The sequence below is a fragment of the Bradyrhizobium sp. USDA 4503 genome, from assembly GCF_054055815.1.
The window spans coordinates 2,142,054-2,163,370 of record NZ_JBSRXS010000001.1 but is presented as its reverse complement, the minus strand read 5'-3'; the positions used below and the strand labels follow the sequence as shown (position 1 = coordinate 2,163,370).

27 protein-coding genes and 1 pseudogene are annotated in these 21,317 nt (G+C 65.5%); 18 read left to right on the top strand and 10 right to left on the bottom strand.

The window, feature by feature from the left end:
- Window positions 1-405: 405 nt before the first annotated feature.
- Window positions 406-969, top strand: a complete 564-nt coding sequence (locus tag ACVMIH_RS10655) for an HdeD family acid-resistance protein (RefSeq protein ID WP_092090157.1) — start codon at window positions 406-408, stop codon at window positions 967-969.
- Between the two features lie 166 nt (window positions 970-1,135).
- The gene (locus ACVMIH_RS10650) at window positions 1,136-2,443 is read left to right on the top strand and encodes an amidohydrolase family protein (RefSeq protein WP_456866437.1); all 1,308 of its coding nucleotides are present in this window, start codon (window positions 1,136-1,138) and stop codon (window positions 2,441-2,443) included.
- Between the two features lie 114 nt (window positions 2,444-2,557).
- Here the strand turns inward: ACVMIH_RS10650 and ACVMIH_RS10645 are convergent, their stop codons facing one another.
- Window positions 2,558-3,013, bottom strand: a complete 456-nt coding sequence (locus tag ACVMIH_RS10645; protein WP_057015498.1) for a hypothetical protein — start codon at window positions 3,011-3,013, stop codon at window positions 2,558-2,560.
- 70 nt (window positions 3,014-3,083) lie between these two features.
- On the opposite strand from ACVMIH_RS10645, the gene ACVMIH_RS10640 reads away from it, so the two are divergent.
- The 5 genes from ACVMIH_RS10640 (at window position 3,084) to ACVMIH_RS10620 (ending at window position 7,460) form a co-directional block, all read left to right on the top strand.
- Complete coding sequence (locus ACVMIH_RS10640) at window positions 3,084-3,869, top strand: ATP12 family chaperone protein (protein ID WP_057015499.1); 786 nt, start codon at window positions 3,084-3,086, stop codon at window positions 3,867-3,869.
- 64 nt (window positions 3,870-3,933) lie between these two features.
- The gene (gene fliK, locus ACVMIH_RS10635) at window positions 3,934-5,517 is read left to right on the top strand and encodes a flagellar hook-length control protein FliK (protein ID WP_456861621.1); all 1,584 of its coding nucleotides are present in this window, start codon (window positions 3,934-3,936) and stop codon (window positions 5,515-5,517) included.
- Window positions 5,514-5,777, top strand: a complete 264-nt coding sequence (locus ACVMIH_RS10630) for an EscU/YscU/HrcU family type III secretion system export apparatus switch protein (RefSeq protein WP_028335488.1) — start codon at window positions 5,514-5,516, stop codon at window positions 5,775-5,777. The genes fliK and ACVMIH_RS10630 overlap by 4 nt, the downstream gene beginning before the upstream one ends.
- Before the next feature lie 133 nt (window positions 5,778-5,910).
- Window positions 5,911-6,723 (top strand): class D beta-lactamase, encoded by an 813-nt coding sequence (gene blaOXA / locus ACVMIH_RS10625; RefSeq protein WP_456861619.1) that lies wholly within the window; start codon window positions 5,911-5,913, stop codon window positions 6,721-6,723.
- Window positions 6,724-6,803: 80 nt separating this feature from the next.
- The gene (locus tag ACVMIH_RS10620; RefSeq protein ID WP_028335490.1) at window positions 6,804-7,460 is read left to right on the top strand and encodes a carboxymuconolactone decarboxylase family protein; all 657 of its coding nucleotides are present in this window, start codon (window positions 6,804-6,806) and stop codon (window positions 7,458-7,460) included.
- A gap of 176 nt (window positions 7,461-7,636) precedes the next feature.
- Here the strand turns inward: ACVMIH_RS10620 and ACVMIH_RS10615 are convergent, their stop codons facing one another.
- Window positions 7,637-8,995 (bottom strand): aminotransferase-like domain-containing protein, encoded by a 1,359-nt coding sequence (locus ACVMIH_RS10615; RefSeq protein ID WP_456866434.1) that lies wholly within the window; start codon window positions 8,993-8,995, stop codon window positions 7,637-7,639.
- Between the two features lie 352 nt (window positions 8,996-9,347).
- On the opposite strand from ACVMIH_RS10615, the gene ACVMIH_RS10610 reads away from it, so the two are divergent.
- Window positions 9,348-10,211 (top strand): DMT family transporter, encoded by an 864-nt coding sequence (locus ACVMIH_RS10610; protein ID WP_456861617.1) that lies wholly within the window; start codon window positions 9,348-9,350, stop codon window positions 10,209-10,211.
- 144 nt (window positions 10,212-10,355) lie between these two features.
- Here the strand turns inward: ACVMIH_RS10610 and ACVMIH_RS10605 are convergent, their stop codons facing one another.
- On the bottom strand, window positions 10,356-10,772 hold the full coding sequence (locus ACVMIH_RS10605) for a DUF4260 domain-containing protein (RefSeq protein ID WP_028335494.1): 417 nt from the start codon (window positions 10,770-10,772) through the stop codon (window positions 10,356-10,358).
- 159 nt (window positions 10,773-10,931) lie between these two features.
- Here ACVMIH_RS10605 and ACVMIH_RS10600 point away from each other — a divergent pair, with 159 nt between their 5' ends.
- A complete protein-coding gene (locus ACVMIH_RS10600; protein WP_076831336.1) occupies window positions 10,932-12,464 on the top strand; it encodes an acyl-CoA carboxylase subunit beta in 1,533 nt (510 codons plus the stop codon).
- A 245-nt stretch (window positions 12,465-12,709) separates the two neighbouring features.
- Here the strand turns inward: ACVMIH_RS10600 and ACVMIH_RS10595 are convergent, their stop codons facing one another.
- The gene (locus ACVMIH_RS10595) at window positions 12,710-13,309 is read right to left on the bottom strand and encodes a serine hydrolase domain-containing protein (RefSeq protein WP_456866431.1); all 600 of its coding nucleotides are present in this window, start codon (window positions 13,307-13,309) and stop codon (window positions 12,710-12,712) included.
- A gap of 86 nt (window positions 13,310-13,395) precedes the next feature.
- Window positions 13,396-13,623 (bottom strand): annotated as a pseudogene (locus ACVMIH_RS10590) (serine hydrolase domain-containing protein); the annotation flags it as partial.
- Between ACVMIH_RS10590 and ACVMIH_RS10585 the strand changes: the two are divergent.
- Window positions 13,540-13,767 carry a hypothetical protein gene (locus ACVMIH_RS10585; RefSeq protein WP_456866700.1) on the top strand — a complete coding sequence of 76 codons (228 nt, stop codon included), beginning with the start codon at window positions 13,540-13,542 and terminating at the stop codon, window positions 13,765-13,767. The pseudogene ACVMIH_RS10590 and the gene ACVMIH_RS10585 overlap by 84 nt on opposite strands.
- Before the next feature lie 134 nt (window positions 13,768-13,901).
- Window positions 13,902-14,249 carry a hypothetical protein gene (locus ACVMIH_RS10580; RefSeq protein ID WP_456866428.1) on the top strand — a complete coding sequence of 116 codons (348 nt, stop codon included), beginning with the start codon at window positions 13,902-13,904 and terminating at the stop codon, window positions 14,247-14,249.
- Between the two features lie 171 nt (window positions 14,250-14,420).
- Here the strand turns inward: ACVMIH_RS10580 and ACVMIH_RS10575 are convergent, their stop codons facing one another.
- On the bottom strand, window positions 14,421-14,771 hold the full coding sequence (locus tag ACVMIH_RS10575; protein WP_456861615.1) for a cupin domain-containing protein: 351 nt from the start codon (window positions 14,769-14,771) through the stop codon (window positions 14,421-14,423).
- Between the two features lie 143 nt (window positions 14,772-14,914).
- Complete coding sequence (locus tag ACVMIH_RS10570) at window positions 14,915-16,162, bottom strand: glycerophosphodiester phosphodiesterase family protein (protein WP_456861613.1); 1,248 nt, start codon at window positions 16,160-16,162, stop codon at window positions 14,915-14,917.
- Between the two features lie 94 nt (window positions 16,163-16,256).
- Here ACVMIH_RS10570 and ACVMIH_RS10565 point away from each other — a divergent pair, with 94 nt between their 5' ends.
- Window positions 16,257-16,574 carry a hypothetical protein gene (locus ACVMIH_RS10565; RefSeq protein ID WP_057015961.1) on the top strand — a complete coding sequence of 106 codons (318 nt, stop codon included), beginning with the start codon at window positions 16,257-16,259 and terminating at the stop codon, window positions 16,572-16,574.
- A gap of 135 nt (window positions 16,575-16,709) precedes the next feature.
- Window positions 16,710-17,006, top strand: a complete 297-nt coding sequence (locus tag ACVMIH_RS10560; RefSeq protein WP_057015962.1) for a twin-arginine translocation signal domain-containing protein — start codon at window positions 16,710-16,712, stop codon at window positions 17,004-17,006.
- Window positions 17,007-17,075: 69 nt separating this feature from the next.
- Here the strand turns inward: ACVMIH_RS10560 and ACVMIH_RS10555 are convergent, their stop codons facing one another.
- Window positions 17,076-17,339 (bottom strand): GCG_CRPN prefix-to-repeats domain-containing protein, encoded by a 264-nt coding sequence (locus ACVMIH_RS10555; RefSeq protein WP_028339269.1) that lies wholly within the window; start codon window positions 17,337-17,339, stop codon window positions 17,076-17,078.
- On the opposite strand from ACVMIH_RS10555, the gene ACVMIH_RS10550 reads away from it, so the two are divergent.
- Window positions 17,338-17,463, top strand: a complete 126-nt coding sequence (locus ACVMIH_RS10550) for a hypothetical protein (RefSeq protein ID WP_274612953.1) — start codon at window positions 17,338-17,340, stop codon at window positions 17,461-17,463. The two genes, ACVMIH_RS10555 and ACVMIH_RS10550, sit on opposite strands and share 2 nt — an antisense overlap.
- Window positions 17,464-17,643: 180 nt before the next feature.
- Here the strand turns inward: ACVMIH_RS10550 and ACVMIH_RS10545 are convergent, their stop codons facing one another.
- The gene (locus ACVMIH_RS10545) at window positions 17,644-18,339 is read right to left on the bottom strand and encodes an ArsR/SmtB family transcription factor (RefSeq protein ID WP_026192884.1); all 696 of its coding nucleotides are present in this window, start codon (window positions 18,337-18,339) and stop codon (window positions 17,644-17,646) included.
- Window positions 18,340-18,456: 117 nt separating this feature from the next.
- Between ACVMIH_RS10545 and ACVMIH_RS10540 the strand changes: the two genes are divergently transcribed.
- Genes ACVMIH_RS10540 through ACVMIH_RS10530 form a run of 3 tightly spaced genes read left to right on the top strand, consistent with a single transcriptional unit; the run spans window position 18,457 to window position 20,024 of the window.
- Window positions 18,457-18,765, top strand: a complete 309-nt coding sequence (locus ACVMIH_RS10540; RefSeq protein ID WP_050384507.1) for an NIPSNAP family protein — start codon at window positions 18,457-18,459, stop codon at window positions 18,763-18,765.
- 33 nt (window positions 18,766-18,798) lie between these two features.
- A complete protein-coding gene (locus ACVMIH_RS10535; RefSeq protein ID WP_456861611.1) occupies window positions 18,799-19,149 on the top strand; it encodes an antibiotic biosynthesis monooxygenase family protein in 351 nt (116 codons plus the stop codon).
- 56 nt (window positions 19,150-19,205) lie between these two features.
- Window positions 19,206-20,024: an isocitrate lyase/PEP mutase family protein gene (locus ACVMIH_RS10530; RefSeq protein ID WP_253589984.1), complete on the top strand. Its 819-nt coding sequence runs from the start codon at window positions 19,206-19,208 to the stop codon at window positions 20,022-20,024.
- A 66-nt stretch (window positions 20,025-20,090) separates the two neighbouring features.
- Here ACVMIH_RS10530 and ACVMIH_RS10525 read toward each other — a convergent pair whose 3' ends face one another.
- Entirely contained in the window at window positions 20,091-20,531 is a 441-nt protein-coding gene (locus ACVMIH_RS10525) for a hypothetical protein (RefSeq protein ID WP_057015965.1), read from the bottom strand.
- Between the two features lie 144 nt (window positions 20,532-20,675).
- Between ACVMIH_RS10525 and ACVMIH_RS10520 the strand changes: the two genes are divergently transcribed.
- Complete coding sequence (locus tag ACVMIH_RS10520; RefSeq protein WP_168858105.1) at window positions 20,676-21,317, top strand: trimeric intracellular cation channel family protein; 642 nt, start codon at window positions 20,676-20,678, stop codon at window positions 21,315-21,317.

Below are 21,317 nucleotides of genomic sequence, written 5' to 3'. Positions count from 1 at the left end.
AAGGTCTCTGCAATAACGAGGTGCCAGATATGGATGAACTCGACCGTCGCATCGTGCTCCGGAGAATGCTTGGCGGCGTCGCAGCCGCTGGTCTCGGAACAGGCTTGCTGACGCAGGTGGCCAGGGCGCTGCCACTGCCCCCGAAGATGCCCTCGTGGCGAAGACGGATGATCCGGAGCGGCCGCTTCATATGGTCGTCGCCCGGCCATCACCGCGCCCGCGTCCTCCGCCACCGCGCCGCCGCTGGCATCGCCGGCGCCGCTGGACCTGTTGGTGGCACAGAGGTCGCCGCCGCTGTGGATGCGCTGGTGAGAGCAGGCACAAGCTCCGGCGGCGCGAGTGGCGCGGTTGCGCGGCCTGGAATGCGCGACCGTGCCATGGCTGCTTGGGATCAAGGAGGACGACATGGCTACCTATGAGAACAGTTCCACGATGCTCCGCGGGCTACCTGGCCCGCCTTTATGGGTCTGCGTTCTGCTGGGCCTCGTCATGATCGCCGCGGGCCTTCTGGTGCTGGGAGATGTCGTGCTTTTCACCGTGATCAGCGCCATCTTTATCGGCTGGACGGCCATCGTTGCCGGCGGGTTCGAAATCCTGCACGCCTTCTGGACCAAGGGCTGGGGTGGATTCGTGTGGCAGCTTGTGCTGGGGGTGCTCTACCTTGCCTGCGGAATCGTTCTGCTCAGCCAACCGGTGGCGAGCGCGCTGCTCTTGACCTATGCCCTCGGTCTCATGCTTTTGGTCTCCGGGATTGTGCGCATGCTGGTCGGCATCGGCCATTGGCAGCAGTCCGGCTGGATCATGCTCGCATCCGGGCTGTTTGGCGTTCTGGCCGGCCTCGTCATTCTGACGGGATTTCCGGCGACCGGACTGTGGGTGCTCGGGCTGCTGCTGGGGATCGATCTGCTGTCTCATGGCATCGGATGGCTGAGTTACGCTTTACAGCCTGCCGCCAGAGCGGCTCAATAAGCCGTCGATCCTCCAGGGAGCAGCAGAACTCTCATTAATCGTCTGAAATCAAGTCGGCTCCTCGCGAGATCAATGACGGTCTCGCGCGATGCGCCATCGGCGGAGAGTGGACATGTCAGGTTTGAGGAAGGGCGTGAGAGTTTCGGCGCTGGTTGCGTCGATCGTGATGAGCCTCGTCGCCTTGCTGCCAGCGCAAGCTCAGGAGGATGGCGACGTGCTGTTTCAGAACGTGCGAATTTTCGATGGCAGGAATGGCGCGCTGTCCGGGCCGTCCAATGTGCTGATCCGGAACAACAAGATCGAGAAAATTTCGACTGGGCCGATCGCGGCCGACGCTCAGGTGATTGCCGGCGACGGACGGGTGCTGATGCCCGGGCTGATCGACGCGCACTGGCATGCATTGCTGGTACGCCCGACGCCGGCGGCCGTGATGGCCAGCGACATCGGTTACATCAATCTTCTTGCGGCCGCCGAGGCAACGGCCACCCTCATGCGTGGCTTCACCACCATTCGCGACATGGGCGGCCCGGCCTTTTCCCTCAAGCGCGCGATCGACGAAGGTCTCGTCGTCGGTCCTCGCATCTACCCATCCGGTGCCATGATCACCATCACCGGCGGCCATGGCGACTTCCGGCCGCTGTCCGATCTGCCCAGAACAATCGGCGGCATGCTCAGCCGCATGGAGAGGATAGGCGGCGCCATGGTCGCGGACAGCCCGGATGAAGTTCGCGTGCGCGCGCGCGAGCAGCTCATGCAAGGGGCTACGCAGGTCAAGCTCACGGCGGGCGGTGGGGTGGCGTCGCCGTTCAGCCCGCTCGATGTGTCCACGTTCACTGAACCGGAGTTGCGCGCCGCGGTCGAGGCTGCGGAGAATTGGGGTACTTATGCCGTCGTACACGCCTACACGCCGGTCGCGATCCAGCGATCGATCGCAGCGGGGGTCAAGTGTATCGAGCATGGTCATTTGATGGACGACGCGTCGGCCCGCCTGATGGCCGAGAAGGGAATTTGGCTGAGCACCCAGCCCTTCCTCGATATGTCGGGCGCCAGCGCCCTTGGACCTGCGGAGCAGGACAAGATGCGGCAGGTCGTTGCCGGCACCGACAGGGTCTACGGCTTTGCGAAGAAGTACAAGTTGAAGACGGCATTCGGTACCGACGTGTTGTTCTCGAAGGCACTCGCCGACCGGCAAGGCGCCATGCTGTCAGCCCTCACGCGATGGTACACGCCGGCTGAAGCGCTCATCATGGCGACATCGACGAATGCCGAATTGCTCGGTCTGTCCGGGCTTCGAAATCCATATCCAGGCATGCTGGGCGTGGTGGAGGAAGGCGCGTTGGCCGACCTTCTGCTGGTCGATGGCAATCCAATCGACAACATCAAGCTGATAGAGGATCCGGCGAAGAATTTCCTGGTCATCATGAAAGATGGGAAGGTCTACAAGAATCTTCTTGGTGGTGACCGGAACAGGTAGGCGGACATAGTCACAAGGCGGGCCAAGCGGCAGCGTCAAAGCATCGGCTTGTAGCCGATATGGCTGCCGACGTGGCCGGTGGAGCAGCGATCGCCGGAAGGGCAAGGGCAGCTACTACCGCCGAAACTGCGTCAGAAACGTCCGCAAGGAATCGTGCGGGCTCTCGACATCCGAAATCACCCAGCCGTCGGGACCATTGACGACGATGAAGTTGAGCGTGACGGCGCGGCCTTCATTGTCGAATGTCACCGTCACGTCGGCCTTGTCGAACTGCCGGCGCGGGATTGCGATCGAGATCGGGCCGAGCCGCCAGGTCGGGCTCTGCACCAGAAAATCGTAGGGCGCATCGTGCAGCGCGGTCCAGGCACCGCGCAGGGTGGGATCGAAGAATCGGCGAGCCGTTTCCTCGTCGCGCGGCAGGCCGTTGGAATATTCGGCGCTGCCTCGCCCATAATGGGCGTAGACGTTGCGGATCAGGGATTCCGGCGAACGGAACCCGGCACAGGCTGTGGCGGAGGCGAAAACCACCGCAACCAGCGAAAAACCCGCAAGGAATTTGCCGCGTCCCATCAGCTTTATTTGCCGTTGCCCCTGACATATCTTGCAGGGAAATCCCTATGAACGAAAGCTACCCGGCGCGATGCGCGAACTTTTCGACGATGTCCCAGAACAATCTCCGTTCGATCCGCAGGAGGCGGTGCGGCGCCACATCCGCACGCCCCAGCGCAAGCGGTTCTACACCAGCGCCGGCGTCGCCGAGGCCGATGGCGGATTTTCGATCACGCTCGACGGCAAGCCGATCCGCACGCCGTCCGGCAAGCCGATCGCGGTGCCGACGCGGGCCATTGCGGACACGGTGGCGGCGGAATGGAATGCGCAGCGCGAGACCATCGATCCCATGACCATGCCGCTGACGCGGCTTGCCAACAGCGTGATCGAGGGGGTGATCGATCGCATCGACGAGGTCGCCGACGATGCGGCCAAGTTCCTCGGCAGCGACCTCTTGTTCTACCGGGCCGGCCATCCAGAGACGCTGGTGGCGCGCGAGGCCCAGCACTGGGATCCGATCCTGTTCTGGGCCGCCGACGCGCTCGGCGCCCATTTCGTGATGGCCGAGGGGGTGATGCATGTCGGCCAGCCCGAGCCTGCGATCAAGGCGGCGCGGGCGGCGTTCCCGACCGACCCATGGTCGGTCGCGGCGCTCCATGTGGTGACGACGCTGACCGGCTCGGCGCTGCTGGCGCTGGCGCTCGCCCATGGCGTCCGCGACGAGGACCAGGTCTGGGCCGCCGCCCATGTCGACGAGGACTGGAACATCGAGAAATGGGGCGTCGACGAGGAGGTCGCCGTCCGCCGCGCCGCCCGCCAGCTCGATTTCAAGGCCGCCGCCGGCGTGCTCAGGGAGCTCAAGCCGGCCGCCGGTTAACGAGGGGTTTACGGCGCCGGGCTAGCCTGCGGCACGTTCCTCGCGCAGGGCCGAGACCTCCGACATGGCACTCGCCATCAATCCCGTGCTGCCGGTGCTCGCCTCGAAGGAGGCGGACGGCGTTGCGCCGGACCTCAAGCTTGAGGCCGGCAGCGTCGTCAATGCGCAGGTGCTGAAAGTGCTGTCCGCCGATCTGGTGCGGATCGCGATCGCGAGCCTGTCGATCGACGTCCAGACCGAGGTGCCGCTGCAGCAGGGCCAGAACCTGCAGCTCGCAGTGTCGCAGACCAATGACGGCATCCGCCTGCAGCTGGTCGGGCCGGGGCCGGACACCGGCGATGCCGTACGGCTGTCGCCGGCAGCGGCCAACGCCACCGATGCCGCCCAGCCGGTCGCCACGGCACCGAAGGCTGTATTGACGCCGCTGGAGCGCGTCACCATCACCGCGACGGCGCAGACCGCGGCGGCGGTGCAGGGAAGCCAGGCGCCGCTGTTCGCCAATCTCGCCGCGGTCGCCTCGGCCAATCTGCCGCCGAAGCTGCAGGCCGCGATCGCGCAGGTGCTGGCGCAGCAGACCGGTCTCGACGAGAATTTGAGCGGCGATGCGGTCAAGACCGGCTTGCAGAAATCCGGCCTGCTGTTCGAGGCGACGGTGGCGGCGGGCATTGCGCCCGCGAGCGGCAGCGCGCCCGATCTAAAGGCCGCGCTGATCGTGCTGCGCCAGGCGCTGACCTCGCTTGGTACCGCTGATGCCGGCAGGCCCGCGTCCGCCACACCGCTCCAGCAACCGGCGCAGGCCAGCGCCGCGACGGCGCCGAGCCTCATGCCATCCGGCACGCCAGACCTCGACGTTCAGGAGATCTTGCTGCCGCAGGCCCGCCTGCCGGTCGCCGAGGATGTCACCCGCGGCACCACAGGGTTCGCAGGGGCGCTCGCGGATGCGCTCGATGCCGGCCCGTCCTCCGGCGGCGCGCTCAATCTCATTCAGCAAGCGCTGCACGAACTCGGCAACCCCGCACGGCAAGGCGCCGCGCCGAGGGAGATGCTGCCGGGCGAGGTGCCGGTACGCGGCAACACACCGCCACCGCCGTTTCACGGTGCGCTGCCGTCGGCGCAGGCCGTCGCCGAGCCGTCGATCGCCCCAAACACGCCACTCGCGACCGCCGCGCATCGCCTGCTGGAAAACACCGACGCCGCGCTGGCGCGGCAGACGCTGCTGCAGGTCGCCTCGCTGCCGGACCGCGGCGACGCTACGCGGCCGCAGCTCGACGCCATGCTGCCGCGCTGGAATTTCGAGATCCCGTTCCTGACCCCGCAGGGCACGGCGATGGCGCAGTTCGAGATTTCCCGCGACGGCGGCTGCAATGAGGTCGAAGCCGCCAAGCGGGTGTGGCGCGCGCGCTTCACGCTCGATGTCGAGCCGGCCGGCCCGGTGCACGCGCTGGTGTCGCTGAACGGCGAGCGCACCTCGGTGCGGATGTGGGCCGAGCGTCCCTCGACCGCCGCGCAACTGCGCGCCGGCGCTTCCGAGCTGAGCCGGGCGCTGACCAGGGCCGAGCTCACGCCCGGCGACATCGAGATCCGCGACGGCAGCCCGCCGCAACCCGCACCCGCCCGCGCCGGCCATTTCCTGGACCGCGCATCATGAGCGAGGCCAACAACCAGCTCGCGGTCGCGCTGCATTACGACCACGCCGGTGCGCCGCGCGTGGTGGCAAAAGGCAAGGGCGCAATCGGCGCCAAGATCATCGAGGTCGCCAAGGCCAACGACATCCCGATCGAGGAGAACGAGGTGTTGGCCGGCGCGCTCTCCAATGTCGAGCTCGGCGACGAGATTCCGGCCGAGCTCTACAAGGCCGTCGCCGAGGTGCTGGTGTTCGTGCTGCGGATGTCGGGCCGGGCGCGCTAGCGGGCGCGTTTTCGAGCGAAGCGGGCACCGGTTCGCGTGAAGAAAACGCGACAGACAAGTGAGTTCTCTTGCCATCCTTTCACCACGATGGCATCCACCATCGTCGTCAATGCGAACCTGCCCAGGACTTGTCGTGATCCATCGCCGCCACGCGCTCGGTCTGCTTGCTGCCGCTACGATCCTGCCATCGCGCAGCTTCGCCAACGTGTCCTACCAGCGCAGCGAGTTTCGCGAGGAGCTGCAAAAGCGGTTCTTCGAGCTCGGCACCGAGGGCACCTTCGTCGGCTACAAGGTCGAGGACTATCTGATCATCGCCAGCGACAAGGTCCGCTCGGGCGAGGGCAGGCTGCCGGCCTCGACCTTCAAGATCCCGAACGCGCTGATCGCGCTCGAGACGGGGGTGGTGCAGGACCCCGACAAGGACGTCTTCAAGTGGGACGGCACAACCCGCAGCATCGAGGCCTGGAACAAGGATCACACGCTGCGCTCCGCGCTCGCGGTGTCGGCCTTTCCGGTGTTCCAGGAGATCGCCCGCCGCATCGGCGAGGAGCGGATGAAGAAATATCTCGAGATCATCGACTACGGCAACCGCGACATCGGCGGCGGCATCGACCAGTTCTGGGTGACCGGCAATTTGCGGATCGATCCGGTGCAGCAGATCGATTTCCTCGACCGGCTGCGCCGCGGCGTGCTGCCGGTCGACAAGCGCAGCCAGCAGCTGGTGTGCGACATCCTCCCGGTGACGAAAGTCGGCGACGCCGTCATTCGCGCCAAGACCGGCCTCACCGACAAGGAGCACGGCTCGCTCGGCTGGCTGGTCGGCTGGGCCGAGAAGGGCACCGACATCACGGTGTTCGCGATGAACATGGACTGCAAGACGCAGGCGCAGATCGATGCGCGGATGAGCGTCACGCAGCAATGCCTCATCGATATCGTCGCGCTGTGATGACCTGATCTGCGTGTTCATCGCTGGCTGGCGCTACGTAGCTCGACTAGCATCCTCCGATAAAATCAAGCGGAGGAATCATGCATTCAGCAACAGTCTGGCTCTCGTCGCTCACGCTGGCCGCGGCCGGCGGCTGGCTCGCGGCGACGGTGTTCTCGGTGCCGGCCACCAGCAAGGAGCCGCGCTTCCCGCAGCTCACGATGGAGCAGCTCAGCGACCTGCAAAAACCGCTCGGCGAGCAGATCATGAAGGTGTCGAGCGTCGGCATCGGCGGTCCCTACAATCCGATGATCCGGAGCCCGGTGCTCGGCCAGCGGCTCTACGATCTGTTCTATTATCTGCGCTGGCAGACCTCGGTGCCGACACGGCTGAACGAGTTCGCGATCCTGATCATCGGCCGGCAGTGGCGCTCGCAGGTCGAGTGGTTCGCGCACGCGCCGCTCGCCGCCAAGGCCGGCCTGCCACCCGACGTCATCGCGGAGCTCAAGGCCGGCAACCGGCCGTCGAAGATGGCCGACGACGAGGCGGTCGTGTACGACTTCGTCACCGAGCTGACCACGACCAAGAAGGTCTCCGACGAGACCTATGCGCGGGCCAAGAAGATTTTCAACGATCAGCAGATCGTCGACCTCACCGCGGTCGCCGGCAATTACGTGATGGTGGCGATGATCCTGGCGATGGCGGAGGAGACCGTGCCGCCTGGCAAGGAGGAGCCGTTCAAGGTTGGTGAGAAGTAGGGGCGGCGCGGACTCCGTTCATCTCGCCCCGCGTGCGGGGAGAGGTCGGAACGCATCGCAGATGCGTTCCGGGTGAGGGGACTCTCCTCAGGCACAGCTATCACCGTGCAAGAGGAAGCAGCCCCTCACCCCAACCCTCTCCCCGTAAGAACGGGAGAGGGAGTAGGGCGCCGTCGCTATTGGCGCCCGATCGCTCGCTGCAAGGTCGGCATCAGCTTCGGGTCGCGGCATTGCGCGACGTTGAAGCGCATGAAGGCGGCGGCCGTCTGCGAGGCGCTGAACACGTTGCCGGGCGCCAGCACGACATTGTCCGTTAGCGCCAGCCGCGCCACGTCGGCGGAGTCGCACCCGTCGGGCAGATGGCACCACAGATAGAAGCCGCCGCGCGGCATCAGCCAGGGTGTGACGCCGATGCGCTGCAGTTTGTCGCCGACGTCGCGGCGGGCGCGGGCAAGGCGCCGGCGCAGCTCCTCGACATGCTTGCGATAGAAACCGCTCGACAGCACGCTGGCGATGATCTCGGTGGCGACCGCGCTCGGGCCGCCGAAACCGGTCGCGACCTGGAGATCGACGAGATCCTCGATCCAGTCCGCCCGCGCGGCGATGAAGCCGCAGCGCACCGATGCCGACAGCGTCTTGGAGAAGCTGCCGATCCGGATCACGCGGCTCAGGCCATCGAGCGCGGCGAGCCGCGCCGAAGGCTCCGGCTCGAAGTCCGCAAAGATGTCGTCCTCGACGATGGTGAGATCATGGGCGGTGGCGGCATTCAGCACGCGGTGCGCGGTCTGCGGCGACAGCGTCGCACCGGTCGGATTATGCAGCGCCGAGTTGGTGACATAGAGCCGCGGCCGCTCGGCGGCCAGTGTCGCCTCGAAGCTTGCGACATCGGGGCCCGATGCCGTGTAGGGCACGCTGACGATGCGAACCTGATGCGCGCGCAGCAGCGCCCGGAAATTGAAATAGCAGGGATCGTCGACCAGCACAGTGTCGCCCGGCCGCAGCAGGAAGCGGCAGACGAGGTCGATCGCCTGCGTGCCGGACGCGGTCAGCAAGAGCTGCTCGGGTGGCACCTCGAGGCCCTCGTCGGCAAACCGCGCCATCAGGATCCGACGCAGCGTGAGCGAGCCGCGTGTCGCGCCATAGTCGGAGAGCACGGCGTCGTCGGCCCGCGCGAGGCCGCGCAGCGCGCGCCGCAACGCCTCTGTCGGCATCCACTCGGCGGGCAGCCAGCCGCAGCCGGGCTTGAGCGCGCCGGTCTCGGCATCGAGCGATTGCCGCGACACCCAGAACGGATCGACTGCGCGGTCGCGCTGCGGCTCGTCCTTTGCGAGCGCGAGCGGCGGCAGCGTCGTGGACGAGACATAGAAGCCGGAGCCGGGCCGGGCCCGGATCAGGCCCTCGGCCACCAGCCGGTCATAGGCCTCGACGACGGTGGAGGGCGACACGCCCATGGTCGTGGCCAGGCCGCGGATCGAGGGCAGGCGGTCGTCGGCGACCAGCGCGCGGCTCGCCACCTTGGCGCGGATCGCGTTCATCACGTCGGTGGTCCGCGTCGCCTTTGGCGCATCGGATTGCTGTTGCAAGTGTATGCCTACCTTTGCCCATACAGTTTTGCGATATTGTACTGATCTGTAGCTGCCTTGGCGAGCCTCCGCCGGCTATGGTCGGTGCGAGGTCGGACTCGGCTTCATCTCGCCCCGCCTGCGGGGAGAGGTCGGAACGCATCGCCAGATGCGTTCCGGGTGAGGGGGAGTCTCCACGGGTTCGGGCGTTACCGAGTATGCGGGGCCGCCCCTCACCCCAACCCTCTAAGAGCGAGCTTCGCTCGTCTCGGCCCCGCAAGAGCGGGGCGAGGGGGCGCAGTTACGTTTTGGGAAGCAAAGTACGATGGACAAGGCTTCGATCGACGGCTGGGGCAGCGGCCTGCTCGGCGTGATTATCTTCAGCGGCTCGCTGCCGGCGACCCGCGTGGCCGTGGCAGGGTTCTCGCCGCTGTTCTTGACTTCGGCGCGGGCGGCGATCGCGGCGCTGCTCGGCGCCGCGCTGCTTGCGGCGCTGCAGCAGCCCTGGCCGCAGCGCAAGGATCTGGTGTCGCTGACCATCGTCGCACTCGGCGTCGTGATCGGCTTTCCGCTGCTCACCGCGCTCGCGCTCCAGCACATCACCTCGGCGCATTCGATCGTGTTCATCGGGCTGCTGCCGCTGTCGACCGCCGTGTTCGGCGTGCTGCGCGGCGGCGAGCGGCCGCAGCCGCTGTTCTGGCTGTTCTCCTGCATCGGCAGCGCGACGGTCGGCGCGTTCGCCCTGTCGAGCGGCGGATCGGCGTCGCTGACCGGCGACCTCCTGATGGTCGCCGCCATCATCGTCTGCGGCCTCGGCTATGCCGAAGGCGCGGCGCTGTCGCGGCGTCTCGGCGGCTGGCAGGTGATCTCCTGGGCACTGGTGCTCTCAGTGCCGGTGGTGCTCTTGATGACGATCATGACGCTGCCGCCGAGCTGGCAGGGCATCGGTGCGCCGGCCTGGCTCGGGCTCGCTTATGTCTCGATCTTCAGCATGCTGGTCGGTTTCGTGTTCTGGTATCGCGGCCTTGCGATCGGCGGCATCGCCAGCGTCGGCCAGTTGCAGCTGTTGCAACCGTTCTTCGGCCTCGCGCTGGCCGGCCTGTTGCTGCACGAGCAGGTGGCCTGGTCGATGATCGCGGCGACCCTGCTGGTCGTGGTCTGCGTGGTGTTCGCGCGCCGCTTTGCTTGACGTCTGTCTCTCCTCACGGAGAGGAGCGCGGAACGCGCGTCTCGAACCATGAGGCCACAGGCGGGCCTGCATCCTTCGAGACGCCAGCAATCGACGCGCACGCTGTCAATTTGACCGGCCGTGCGTGGCGTCAGGAAGCGGGCGCTAGGCGGGCTCTTGCGCTTTCCCGATCCGCCCGAGATGGGTGAAGCCGAAGCCCTTGGAATATTTCAGCCCGTAGCCGAGCGCGCGGTCGATCCCGATATGGGCGAGCCAGATCATCGCGATCGACAGCACCAGCGGCGCCGCGGCGGCAAAGCCCAGCGTCATCAGCGCGACCGGCGCCAGATAGCTGTGGGCGGCGTTGTAGACGATGGCGCCGACCCGCGGGCCGGCGAGATAGGCCGCGAAACTCAAATCCGGCACCAGGAACAGCAGGACATAGACCAGCCACGAGCCCTCCCATTGGGCATAGAGCACGGTCATGCCGAGGAACAGCACGAGGCCCTCCAGCCGGAGCAGGGTGCGCACCCCGCCGGTCGGTGCGCCGGTCTCGACCGTGGCCGTGCTCGTGTCGGTCATCGCCATCTCCCCAGGTATCGGAAATCCTACCGTTTTTGCGCCCGAACCCGTACACAACCGCCTTTCCGGTTCCGAAATGGCCGTGCTAAGCCATTTCCGAACGAAGCGGACCTCGGCTCGCGCCGGGACGCGGACTGTAGCTAACACGGGCGGAAACAAATGAAAGATATCCTCGATACCCTCGAAGAGCGGCGCGCCGGCGCCAAGCTGGGCGGCGGCGAAAAGCGCATCGAGGCGCAGCACGCCCGCGGCAAGCTGACCGCCCGCGAGCGGATCGAGCTCCTGCTGGACAAGGGCTCGTTCGAGGAATTCGACATGTTCGTCGAGCACCGCTCGATCGAATTCGGCATGGAGAAGACCAGGATCCCCGGCGACGGTGTCGTCACCGGTTGGGGCACGGTCAACGGCCGCAAGACGTTCGTCTTTGCCAAGGATTTTACGGTGTTCGGCGGCTCGCTTTCCGAAACCCACGCGCTGAAAATCACGAAACTGCAGGACATGGCGATGAAGGCGAGGGCGCCGATCATCGGCCTCTATGACGCCGGCGGCGCGCGCATCCAAGAGGGCGTCGCGGCGCTCGCGGGCTATTCCTACGTGTTCCGCCGCAACGTGCAGGCTTCGGGCGTGATCCCGCAGATCTCCGTTATCATGGGGCCGTGCGCCGGCGGCGACGTCTATTCGCCGGCAATGACGGACTTCATCTTCATGGTGAAGAACACCAGCTACATGTTCGTCACCGGCCCCGACGTGGTGAAGACCGTCACCAACGAGGTGGTGACCGCCGAGGAACTCGGCGGCGCCTCGGTGCACGCGACGCGCTCCTCGATCGCCGACGGCGCGTTCGAGAACGACGTCGACGCGCTGCTGCAGATGCGCCGCCTGATCGACTTCCTGCCCTCGAACAACAGCGACGGCGTGCCGGAATGGCCGAGCTTCGACGATATCGGGCGGGTCGACATGTCGCTGGACACGCTGATCCCCGACAATCCGAACAAGCCCTATGACATGAAGGAATTGATCCTGAAGGTCGTCGACGAGGGCGACTTCTTCGAGATCTCGGAGACCTTTGCGAAGAACATCGTCACCGGCTTCGGCCGCATCGCCGGCCGCACCGTCGGCTTCGTCGCCAACCAGCCGATGGTGCTGGCGGGCGTGCTCGACAGCGATGCCTCACGCAAGGCTGCGCGCTTCGTCCGGTTCTGCGACGCCTTCAACATCCCGATCGTCACCTTCGTCGACGTGCCGGGCTTCCTGCCGGGCACCGCGCAGGAATATGGCGGCCTGATCAAGCACGGCGCCAAGCTCTTGTTCGCCTATTCGCAGTGCACGGTGCCGCTCGTCACCATCATCACCCGCAAGGCCTATGGCGGCGCCTTCGACGTCATGGCGTCGAAGGAAATCGGCGCCGACATGAACTACGCCTGGCCGACCGCCCAGATCGCCGTGATGGGCGCCAAGGGCGCGGTGGAGATCATCTTCCGCTCTGACATCGGCGACCCCGACAAGATCGCCGCCCGCACCAAGGAATACGAGGACCGCTTCCTGTCCCCCTTCATCGCCGCCGAACGCGGCTACATCGACGACGTCATCATGCCGCATTCGACCCGCCGCCGCATCGCGCGGGCGCTGGCGATGCTGAAGGACAAGAAGGTGGAGATCCCCGCGAAGAAGCACGACAATCTGCCGTTGTGAGGAGAGCGTAGGGTGGGTTAGCGCAAGCGTAACCCACGACCTTCGCATGCGCGTCTCCCTTTGTTGCTCTTGTTGTCGTCATTCCGGGGCGCGCGTGAGCGCGAACCCGGAATCTCGAGGTTCCAGGGGCGTACGATCCGTAGCGGGTTGCGGCTTCCGCCTTCGCTCACTGCGCTACGCGCGCGGACCCGGTCGCGTAACCGGCCCTGCGAACAGAGAGCTGAGCTCAGCCCCATTCCAACCCTTTACGCTGAAAGGGGCGGACAGTCCGTCACGGCAGGCAGGAGAAACTGGTTGAGGATGGCGTTTGAGATGGCATCGTGGTCGAAGGCGTTCACGACGACCACCAGATCGAGCCCGGGCACGATGAAAAGGCGTTGGACGCCGCTGCCGTACGCGGCGATCCAGATCAGGTCGTGGCCGTTCAGCAAGGAACGGCCAAGCCACCAATGATAACCATAGTAGACGGCCACGTGCCCTCCGGCGTTAACCCGCGGCTTGGTCGACTCGGCGATCCACGCGGCGGGCAGGACCTGTCTGCCGTTCCAGCGTCCATCATTCGCGACGAGTTCGCCAAGCTTGGCGACGTCGCGCGGCCGTAGCCGCAATCCGGCAAAGGCCGCGAGTTCGGCACTGCCGGTAAAGCTGAGCCACTCGACATCAGTGATGCCGAGCGGTTCGAACAGCTTGTCTCTGGCAAGAGCATCGATCCGTTGGCCGACGCTCTTGGCAAGGGCCGCAGCCAGGAGGCTGGTGGCGCCGCCGCTATAGTTGAACGATACGCCGGGCGGGAGCGCCATCCGCTGTTGCAGAACATAGCGGTAGGGATCTTTCGCTTCGAGCAGATGCCGTTCGTTGTTCGCCTGATGTTCCAGCCGCGCGCTTCATCCCACCGTAGACCGTGCGACATGGTGAGCAGGTGCCGGAACGTGATGCGAGCGTTCCTCGTCGTACGAAGATCGGCGTATTCGGGGAAGTAGTCGATAACACGGGAATCTAGCGGCGGAAATTGTCCCTCGCTGATCGCCAAGCCGATCAGAAGTGAGGTTACGCTCTTCGAGATGGAGCGGATGTCGTGCTTCGTTTCCGCCGAAAATTGAACCGGTGCCGACCACTCCATCCACCGCCGCTCCCGGCCGGCGAAATAGCGCTCGAACACAAGCTTGCCGCGCCGCACGATGACAACGGCGTGAACGTTGCGCTTGGGCCATTGTTTGAGAAACGCGTCGAGTCCGGAGAGGCTTTCGGCATCGAAGCCGACCTCGGCGGGAGCCGCAACGACCCATCCGTCGTCGAGCGTTGAACAGGCTAACATTTGATTTGAGTCCGAATCGGATGACCAAGAGCTAGCGCGCGCCTGAAGCGTAGCGATTTCTTGCGAAAATGAACACGGCGGGTTACGGCTTCCGCCTGACCCGCCCTACAGGTCCGAACCCGATGACCGAAGACCAGCCGACCGACGAGATCTCCGAGATCGAGGCGCAGATCGAGGAGCTTGCCGAGAGCGCCGAGCGCTCCCGGCGGATCATTCTCGGCTCGAAGGTCGCGATCGCAGGCGGGTTCGCGTTGCTGGCCGTCGCGCTGCTCGGGCTGTTGGGCGCCGGTCAGACCGCGGCACTCGGATCGATCGCACTGATGCTCGGCGGTATCGTGTCGCTCGGCTCGAATGTCAGCACGTTGCGGCAGACCGAGGCAGCGATCAGCACCGCCGAGGCGCGCCGCGCGCGGCTGATCGGCAATATCGACCTGCGGCTGGTTCACGACGCGCCGCTGAAGCTGATGTGAGGCGCGGCGGGCGCGCAAAGCGGCGCCGCAAACTCAGTGTCGTCCTGACGAAAGCCAGGACTCATTATCCCAAGTCTCAATTGTTGCGCGACGCTGGGGCCGCGATCCCGTTCATCACCGAAATGCGGTGGTAATGGGTCCCGGCTTTCGCCGGGACGACAGCGGAGGGAGTTACTTCGACGCCAGCGGTACGTAGTCGTATTCGCCGACGCCTTGCAGGATCAGGAACGTCAGCGACGTCGTGCCGGCATTGGTGACGAGGTGAGGGCGGGTCGGGCGGACGGCGTAGACTTCGCCGACCTTCAGGTTCACTTCCTCCTTGGGCTCCTGCAGGAACAGCCGCATCCGGCCCTCCAGCACATAGAAGGTGTCGGAGATGTTGCTGTGGGTGTGCCACGGCACCTTCTGGGTCGGCGAGAGTTGCAGCTCCATGATGCGGAAGCCGGGGCGGGCGGCGTGCTGGGCGCGGCGCTCGACTTCGTAGAGATGGCTGGCGTCCTTGACCGGTTGTCCTGGCTTCATGGTGGCCTCCCTGTGGTGTTGTCCCGTCGGGCGGGAAGGCGATGATGCTAGTCCCGTTCTGCCGCGCGCGGAACGGCCGGAATGGTCATGGCGGGCGCGCACGATGCGTAGGGCGGGGCAGCCGTAACGCGCCCGGCAAGACCTCACTTCATCCCCATGCAGTTCGCATAGAATGTGGTCGTCGCCGGCCAGTCGGAAAACATCGCGCGGACGCCGACCTGTCTTGCCAGCACGTCGAGCACGGTCAACGTGTCGCCGTCGCGGTCGATCGCCGCCTTCACCGACTTGTGGTAGAACGCACCGCCTCGGTTAAGCGGCCCGTCGCGCTCCAGCGACCAGCCGATCAGATCGAGGCCGGCGGCCTTCGCTGCCCTGGCGTAAGCCGACGGGACGATCTCGCCCTTGTCGTTCAGCGCCAGCATCGCGAAGATCGGCGGTCCCAGGATCGCGACGCCGGAGGCCTTCAATTCCTGCATCGACGGCTTCCAGGTCTCCGGCCGGTTCGGATCGAGGCCCGCTTTCTCGTAGCGGTCCTCGAGATAGAGCGCCTGGCTGGCAAAGTCGGGTTCGGTCTTCACCCAATAGAGGATGTCCTTAAGGCTGAAGCTCTGTGGGAACACGTCGCTCGGCGGAATGCCGGCGGCCTTGTAGGCGGCGAGCATCTGGGTCGCATATGTCTCCTGGGTGTAGTCGCCGTCGAACGGCATCGCCAGCTCCGGCGCCTTCAGCTCGGGCGTGAATTTTGCGCCGAGACTTTTGATCAAGGCGATGCTCTCGTCATGGCTCATCAGCGTGCCGGAATTGGCGTAGAGGTCGGTGCGCCAGCGCGGCGTGCCGTTCTGGTACTCCTCGGGCGTCCTCGCATCCGGATTGAAGCCGTCCATTTTCGCGGTGAGCCGCTTGAATTCGGCGAGCGTGATGTCGCTGGTGCAGCACTTCGCCGAGGCCTTCCTGCCGGCGGCGGGATCGGCCGGGCTGAAGGGTTGCGTGCATTTTGAAGCGAGATCCGGCACCGTCAGGATGTTGGTCGTGGTGTGCAGGTCGCATTGCGAGTGCCGGCACACCAGCTGGCGGTCCCTGGTGAAGGTGACGTCGCATTCGATCACGCCGGCGCCCATCCGTGCGGCGGCGAGATAGGATTCGCGGCTATGCTCGGGAAATTGCAGCGCGGCGCCGCGATGGCCAATCGAAAAATCGGTCTTGTGGAACGGCCCGGTGCATTGGCTGAGCTGCTGCTTCAGGGGCCCGTCCTTCATCTTGTCGACCAGATAGAACGGGCGCGGCCCGAGCTGCGCCTCGCGCGGCAGCGCGATCTCCCCGGCGGCGACGGGCAGCGCGGCGCCGAGGGCGAGCAGGAACGAGAGCAGGGCGGTGCGGTGACGGGCAAGCATGGGTGATCCCCCTGATCAGGCATTGTCAGCAGGCCGACATATCACGGAGCATATGCCGGCCGCCTGTGCGAAATGAAACCATGGAGGAAAACCAATGCCCGCAGCCTATTTCGTCGTCCGCGCCACCGTCACGGACATCGCCCGGCGTGCCGCCTTCGACGCCTGGTATTCGCGCGAGCATCTGCCGGACGCGATGAAATCGTTCGGCGCCGAGCGCGCCTGGCGATGCTGGAGCCTGAGCGATCCCTCGCTGCACCAGGCGACTTATCAGTTCGCCGACGAGAAGGCGCTCGAGCGCGCGGTGAGCAGCGATCACATGAAGCGGTTGGTCGCCGACTTCAACCGTGACTGGCCGGAGGTGACACGCACGCGCGATCTCCTGGTGCTGGCGGAGGAGGCGACGGCGGCATGATGGTTGCGTGACGTCACGACGTCGACAACGCTCGAGTTCCATGAAACGTGAACGCGCGGTTCAGCGAGCGTTCAGCTCGCGAGGCAAAAACTTACTGCTGCAGTTGGTCCAACTCAGCAACAAAGGGAAACGCTCATGGAACGCCGGGATTTTCTGAAGATGGCCTTCGGTGTCGCCGCCGGAGCCGTCACCTTCGCAGCGACGGCGCAGGCGGCGCCGCTCGCGCCGCTTCCCCTCAACCAGGATGCACGCGCACCAGCGGCTGGCGAAGCGCATCCCGCCGTCACCACGGCCGAGGAGGTCGGCCGCATGAAGCCCGAGCAAGTACGCTGGCATCATCGCCATTGGGGTTGGCGTCACCGGCACTGGCACCGCAGGCATTGGGGCTGGCGTCGCCACCATTGGCGCCGTCATCACTGGCGCCGCTGGTGATATCGACTCCATGACGAAAAGAAAAACCCCGCGCCAGGCGGGGTTTTGTTAGTTCGGAATCTGCCGCGATCAGATCGGGCGGCAACGGCCATAGCGCCAGGCAAAACCGTAGGGGCAGGCGCGGACACGCGGCGCCACCACGACGGGGCGCTCGACCACGACCGGCGGGCGCACGACAACGGCGCCCGGCGCGACGACGACGCCGCGATTCCTGACGCAGCCGCCATAGGGGCCACGGTGCCAGCCGGGGCCGCAGCCACCGGCCGCATCAGCGGCGCTGATGCCGGCGAATGCGGTCGTCACCAGAACTGCTGCAGCAAAAAGATACTTCATGTCTTCTCCTTTTTTATTTTGGGCCGCGCTGCGGCACCGCAACAAACTTTCGTCTACCGATTCGCCCGGCCGGATCATTGCAGACGGCGTGCCCGATGTCGCCGACCATAATGTTGCGGCCTGAATGCGACATGAATGTTGCAGCTCACAGCTGCGTCAGCACGCCGCAAGCCGGCTCAGCATCACTTCGAAATATTTCGCGGACGCCGGGCAGCCGCGCGCTGTTGGCGAGCGTACGAGAATACATCGGAAGGCGAGGCAAACGAGACCGGCGGTTCATCGACGCTTGCCCGAAGGCGCACCGCTACTGGTCTGGGCCGAACAGCGCGGCAAATCGCTTCTCGCCGTTGCGCGAAAAATTGACCACGCGGCTGCCCGGTGCAGCGTCGCGCGCGGCCCATTTCAGTTCCGTGAAGCGGTCCATCATGGCAGCGCCCAGCGTGCCGGCGAGATGATGCCGCCGCTCGCTCCAGTCGAGGCAGGCCTTGCACACCGGCCGGCGCGGATGCGTCAGCGCATCGGCGTCGATCTGCAGCTCCTCGGCCATGAAGCGCTTGCCTTCGCCGGTGAGCTCGATCGCCTGCTTGCTCTGGCGGACCAGCTTCTGCCGCTTCATGCTGTCGAGCATCTGAACGCCGAGATCGCCGGCGAGATGGTCGTAGCAGATGCGGGCGCGGCGCAGCGCCGGATCCTTCGGCCCGGTGCGCACCCGCATATGGCCGGCGCGAGCGGCAATGCCCTGCAGGCCTTCCAGCACGTCGGCGACGTCGGGGTCGGAGAGGCGGTAGTAGCGGTGGCGGCCCTGCTTCTCGGGCTCGATCAGCCCGCCGGCCTCGAGCTTGGAGAGATGCGAGCTCGCCGTCTGCGGCGTGATGCCGGCCTCCTGCGCGAGCTCGCTCGCGGTCAGCGCGCGGCCGGTCATCAGCGCGGTCAGCATGTTGCAGCGTGCGGGATCGCCGACCAGAGCGGCGATCCGGGAGATATCGGGTCCTGCTTTCATAGTTCGATGATAGACGAAGCATCGAGGTCGGACAAGCCGCTATTGTTCACCGTGCCGTCATTGCGAGGATTGCTTCGCTGACGCTCGCAACAACGGAAACATGACCGGAGGCCATCAATGACCGTCACCGTTTTCATCCGCTACCAGCTCGATCCATTCAAGCGCGCGATGTTCGAGGAGTATTCGCGGAACTGGCTCTCGATCATCCCGCGCTGCGGCGGCGACCTCATCGGCTACTGGATGCCGCATGAGGGAACAAACAACATCGCCTTCGCGCTGATCTCGTTCGACAGCCTTGCCGCTTATGAGGCCTATCGCGCGCGGCTGCGCCAGGACAAGGAGGGCGTCGCAAACTTCAACTTCGCGGAAGAAAACCGCTTCATCCTCGCCGAGGAACGGACATTTCTCCGCAAGGTCGAGGTATAGTAGGGCCACAACAGCAATGTGCGGGAGGCGCCCATGATCGCAGTGATCTTCGAAGTCTGGCCCAAGCCTGAGCAACGGGATCTCTATTTCGACCTCGCCGCCGAGCTGAAGCCGATCCTGCAGGAGATCGACGGCTTCATCTCGGTCGAGCGGTTCGAGAGCGTTACCGAGAAGGGCAAGTTCGTGTCGCTGTCATTCTTTCGCGACGAGGCTGCGGTGGAAGCCTGGCGCAACACGATCGAACATCGCCGTACCCAGGCCAAGGGCCGCGCGCGGATCTTCCAGAACTACCGGCTGCGGGTGGCAAGCGTGATCCGTGATTACGGCCTGAACGAACGCGATCAGGCGCCGAAGGACAGCCGCGCGGCGCATGAGCCGCACTAGCGGGCGGATGCGTGGGTGCCTATCTGTGCGCGGCCAATGACTCCAGGGAGCGACCAATGCCACTGCCAACTGCTGACAAACGCGCCGCCTTCAGGAAGCTGCATGAGAGCGGGTGCTTCATCATTCCGAATCCGTTCGATGTCGGCAGCGCCCGCGCCTTGCAGCATCTCGGCTTCAAGGCGCTGGCGTCGACCAGCGCGGGCTTTGCATGGACCATCGCCAAGGCCGACAACCGCGTCACCGTCGATGACGTCTGCGACCACCTGACCGCACTGTGCGCGGCGGTCGATATTCCCGTCAATGCGGATTTCGAGGGCGGCTTCGCGGTCGAGCCCGACAAGGTCGCCGCCAATGTCGCGCGCGGCGTCAAGACCGGCGTCGCCGGGCTTTCCATTGAGGATTCCACCGGAGACGCCGCCAACCCGCTGTTCGAGCACAAGCTTGCGGTGGAGCGCATCAAGGCGGCGCGCAAGGCCATCGATGCCGACAACAGCGGTGTGTTGCTCACCGGCCGCTGTGAGGCATTCCTGTGGGGCAAGAAGGACATCAATCTGGTGATCGAACGGCTGCAGGCCTATTCGGAAGCAGGAGCGGACGTCCTTTATTCGCCGGGCATCGCGACCAAGGAGGAGATTTCCGCGGTTGTGAAGGCGGTGGCGCCAAAGCCGGTCAATCTGTTGATCGGCGGCGTGTCGGAGCTGACGCTGCAATCGGTCGCCGATCTCGGCGTGCGCCGGATCAGCGTCGGCGGAGCGCTTGCTCGGATGGCCTGGACCGGCGTGATGAAGGCGGCCAAGGAGATGGCCGAGAAGGGCACCTTCACGGAATTCGCCAATGGCTATCCCGGCGGCGAGCTCAACAAGATGTTCAAGTAGACTCACACGCAAAAAAGCAGCGGGCCGCCGGGGCCCGCTGCTTCATCGCTCACGATAGCGAGCGGATTACTTGTTCTTGTCGCCGGTCGAGTCGGCCGGCGCCGCCGAGCGGTCGATTTCCTGTCCAGTCGGCTTGTTGGCCGATGGAGACGCCGGCTGCGCAGGTGCCGCGCCCGTGGTCGTGCCGGGCTGGCTGTTCGGCTTCGGCGTCACGTCGCGCATGCCCGGAGGCGGCGCGGCCGGATTGGCCGGCTGCTGCTGCGCGGTCTGCGCTGACGGCGTGGTACCCGCCTCATGCACCGAGGTATTGTTCAAGCCGTAGAACAACGCACCGAGCACCACGGCCACCGCGACGGCGAACATCGCGATCTTGGTGGTGCTGGCCGGTCCCTCCTGGAGTTCCGGGTCCGGCTGCAGCTCGTTGTCCAGGCTGTTGAAGCGCGCCTGACGGCGCATTTCGTCCTCGGTCAGGTTGGCGCGATACGGATCGTCAGGTTGATGGGCCATTGCAAAGTTCCTCCGTTAGCACCTGAAAGCTAAACGCAGAGGACAATGGCTGGCGCGCGAGGATGTTCCGCGCCAATGTTGCAACCTGTTCATGCAGGAACCGCCGATTCCTCGGGTTCCAACCTGTTTCATGAGGCCTTTTCAATGTGGACCATGCCGCCCACCGATTCGGTGCTGCACTTGCTCTCGTTCATTGCGGTTGCGGCGCAGTCGATGACGGCGGCGCTGGCGGCAGGCAGGCGCAGCATGGATTGGGCCGGCGTCTGCATGCTCGGCGCGATCACCGCGCTCGGCGGCGGCACCATCCGCGACGTGCTGCTCGGACATTATCCGCTGCTCTGGGTCGCGCACCCGATCTACCTTGCGGTCGCGGCGGCGGGCGCCTTCGCCACCATCCTGCTGGCGCGGCTCGTGCACCGGCTCAACCTCGCATTCCTGGTGCTCGATGCGATCGGACTTGTGGTGTTCACCATGGCCGGTTGCGACGTGGCCTCGCAAATCGACGTCCCGCTGCCGATCGTGATCGTCGCCGGCATGATCACCGGCTGCGCCGGCGGCGTGCTGCGCGACATCCTCTGCAACGAGGTGCCGTTGTTGTTTCGCAGCGAGCTCTACGCCAGCGTCTCCGTGGTGACGGGACTGTTCTATGTGACCGGCTCCGGGCTGCAGGTGAACACCCAGCTCTGGACCGCGCTGACCTTCGCACTCGGGCTGACGTTCCGCATGCTTGCGATCCGCTACCGATGGGAGATGCCGAAATTCGTGTTCAGCGACGAGGAGCGCTGA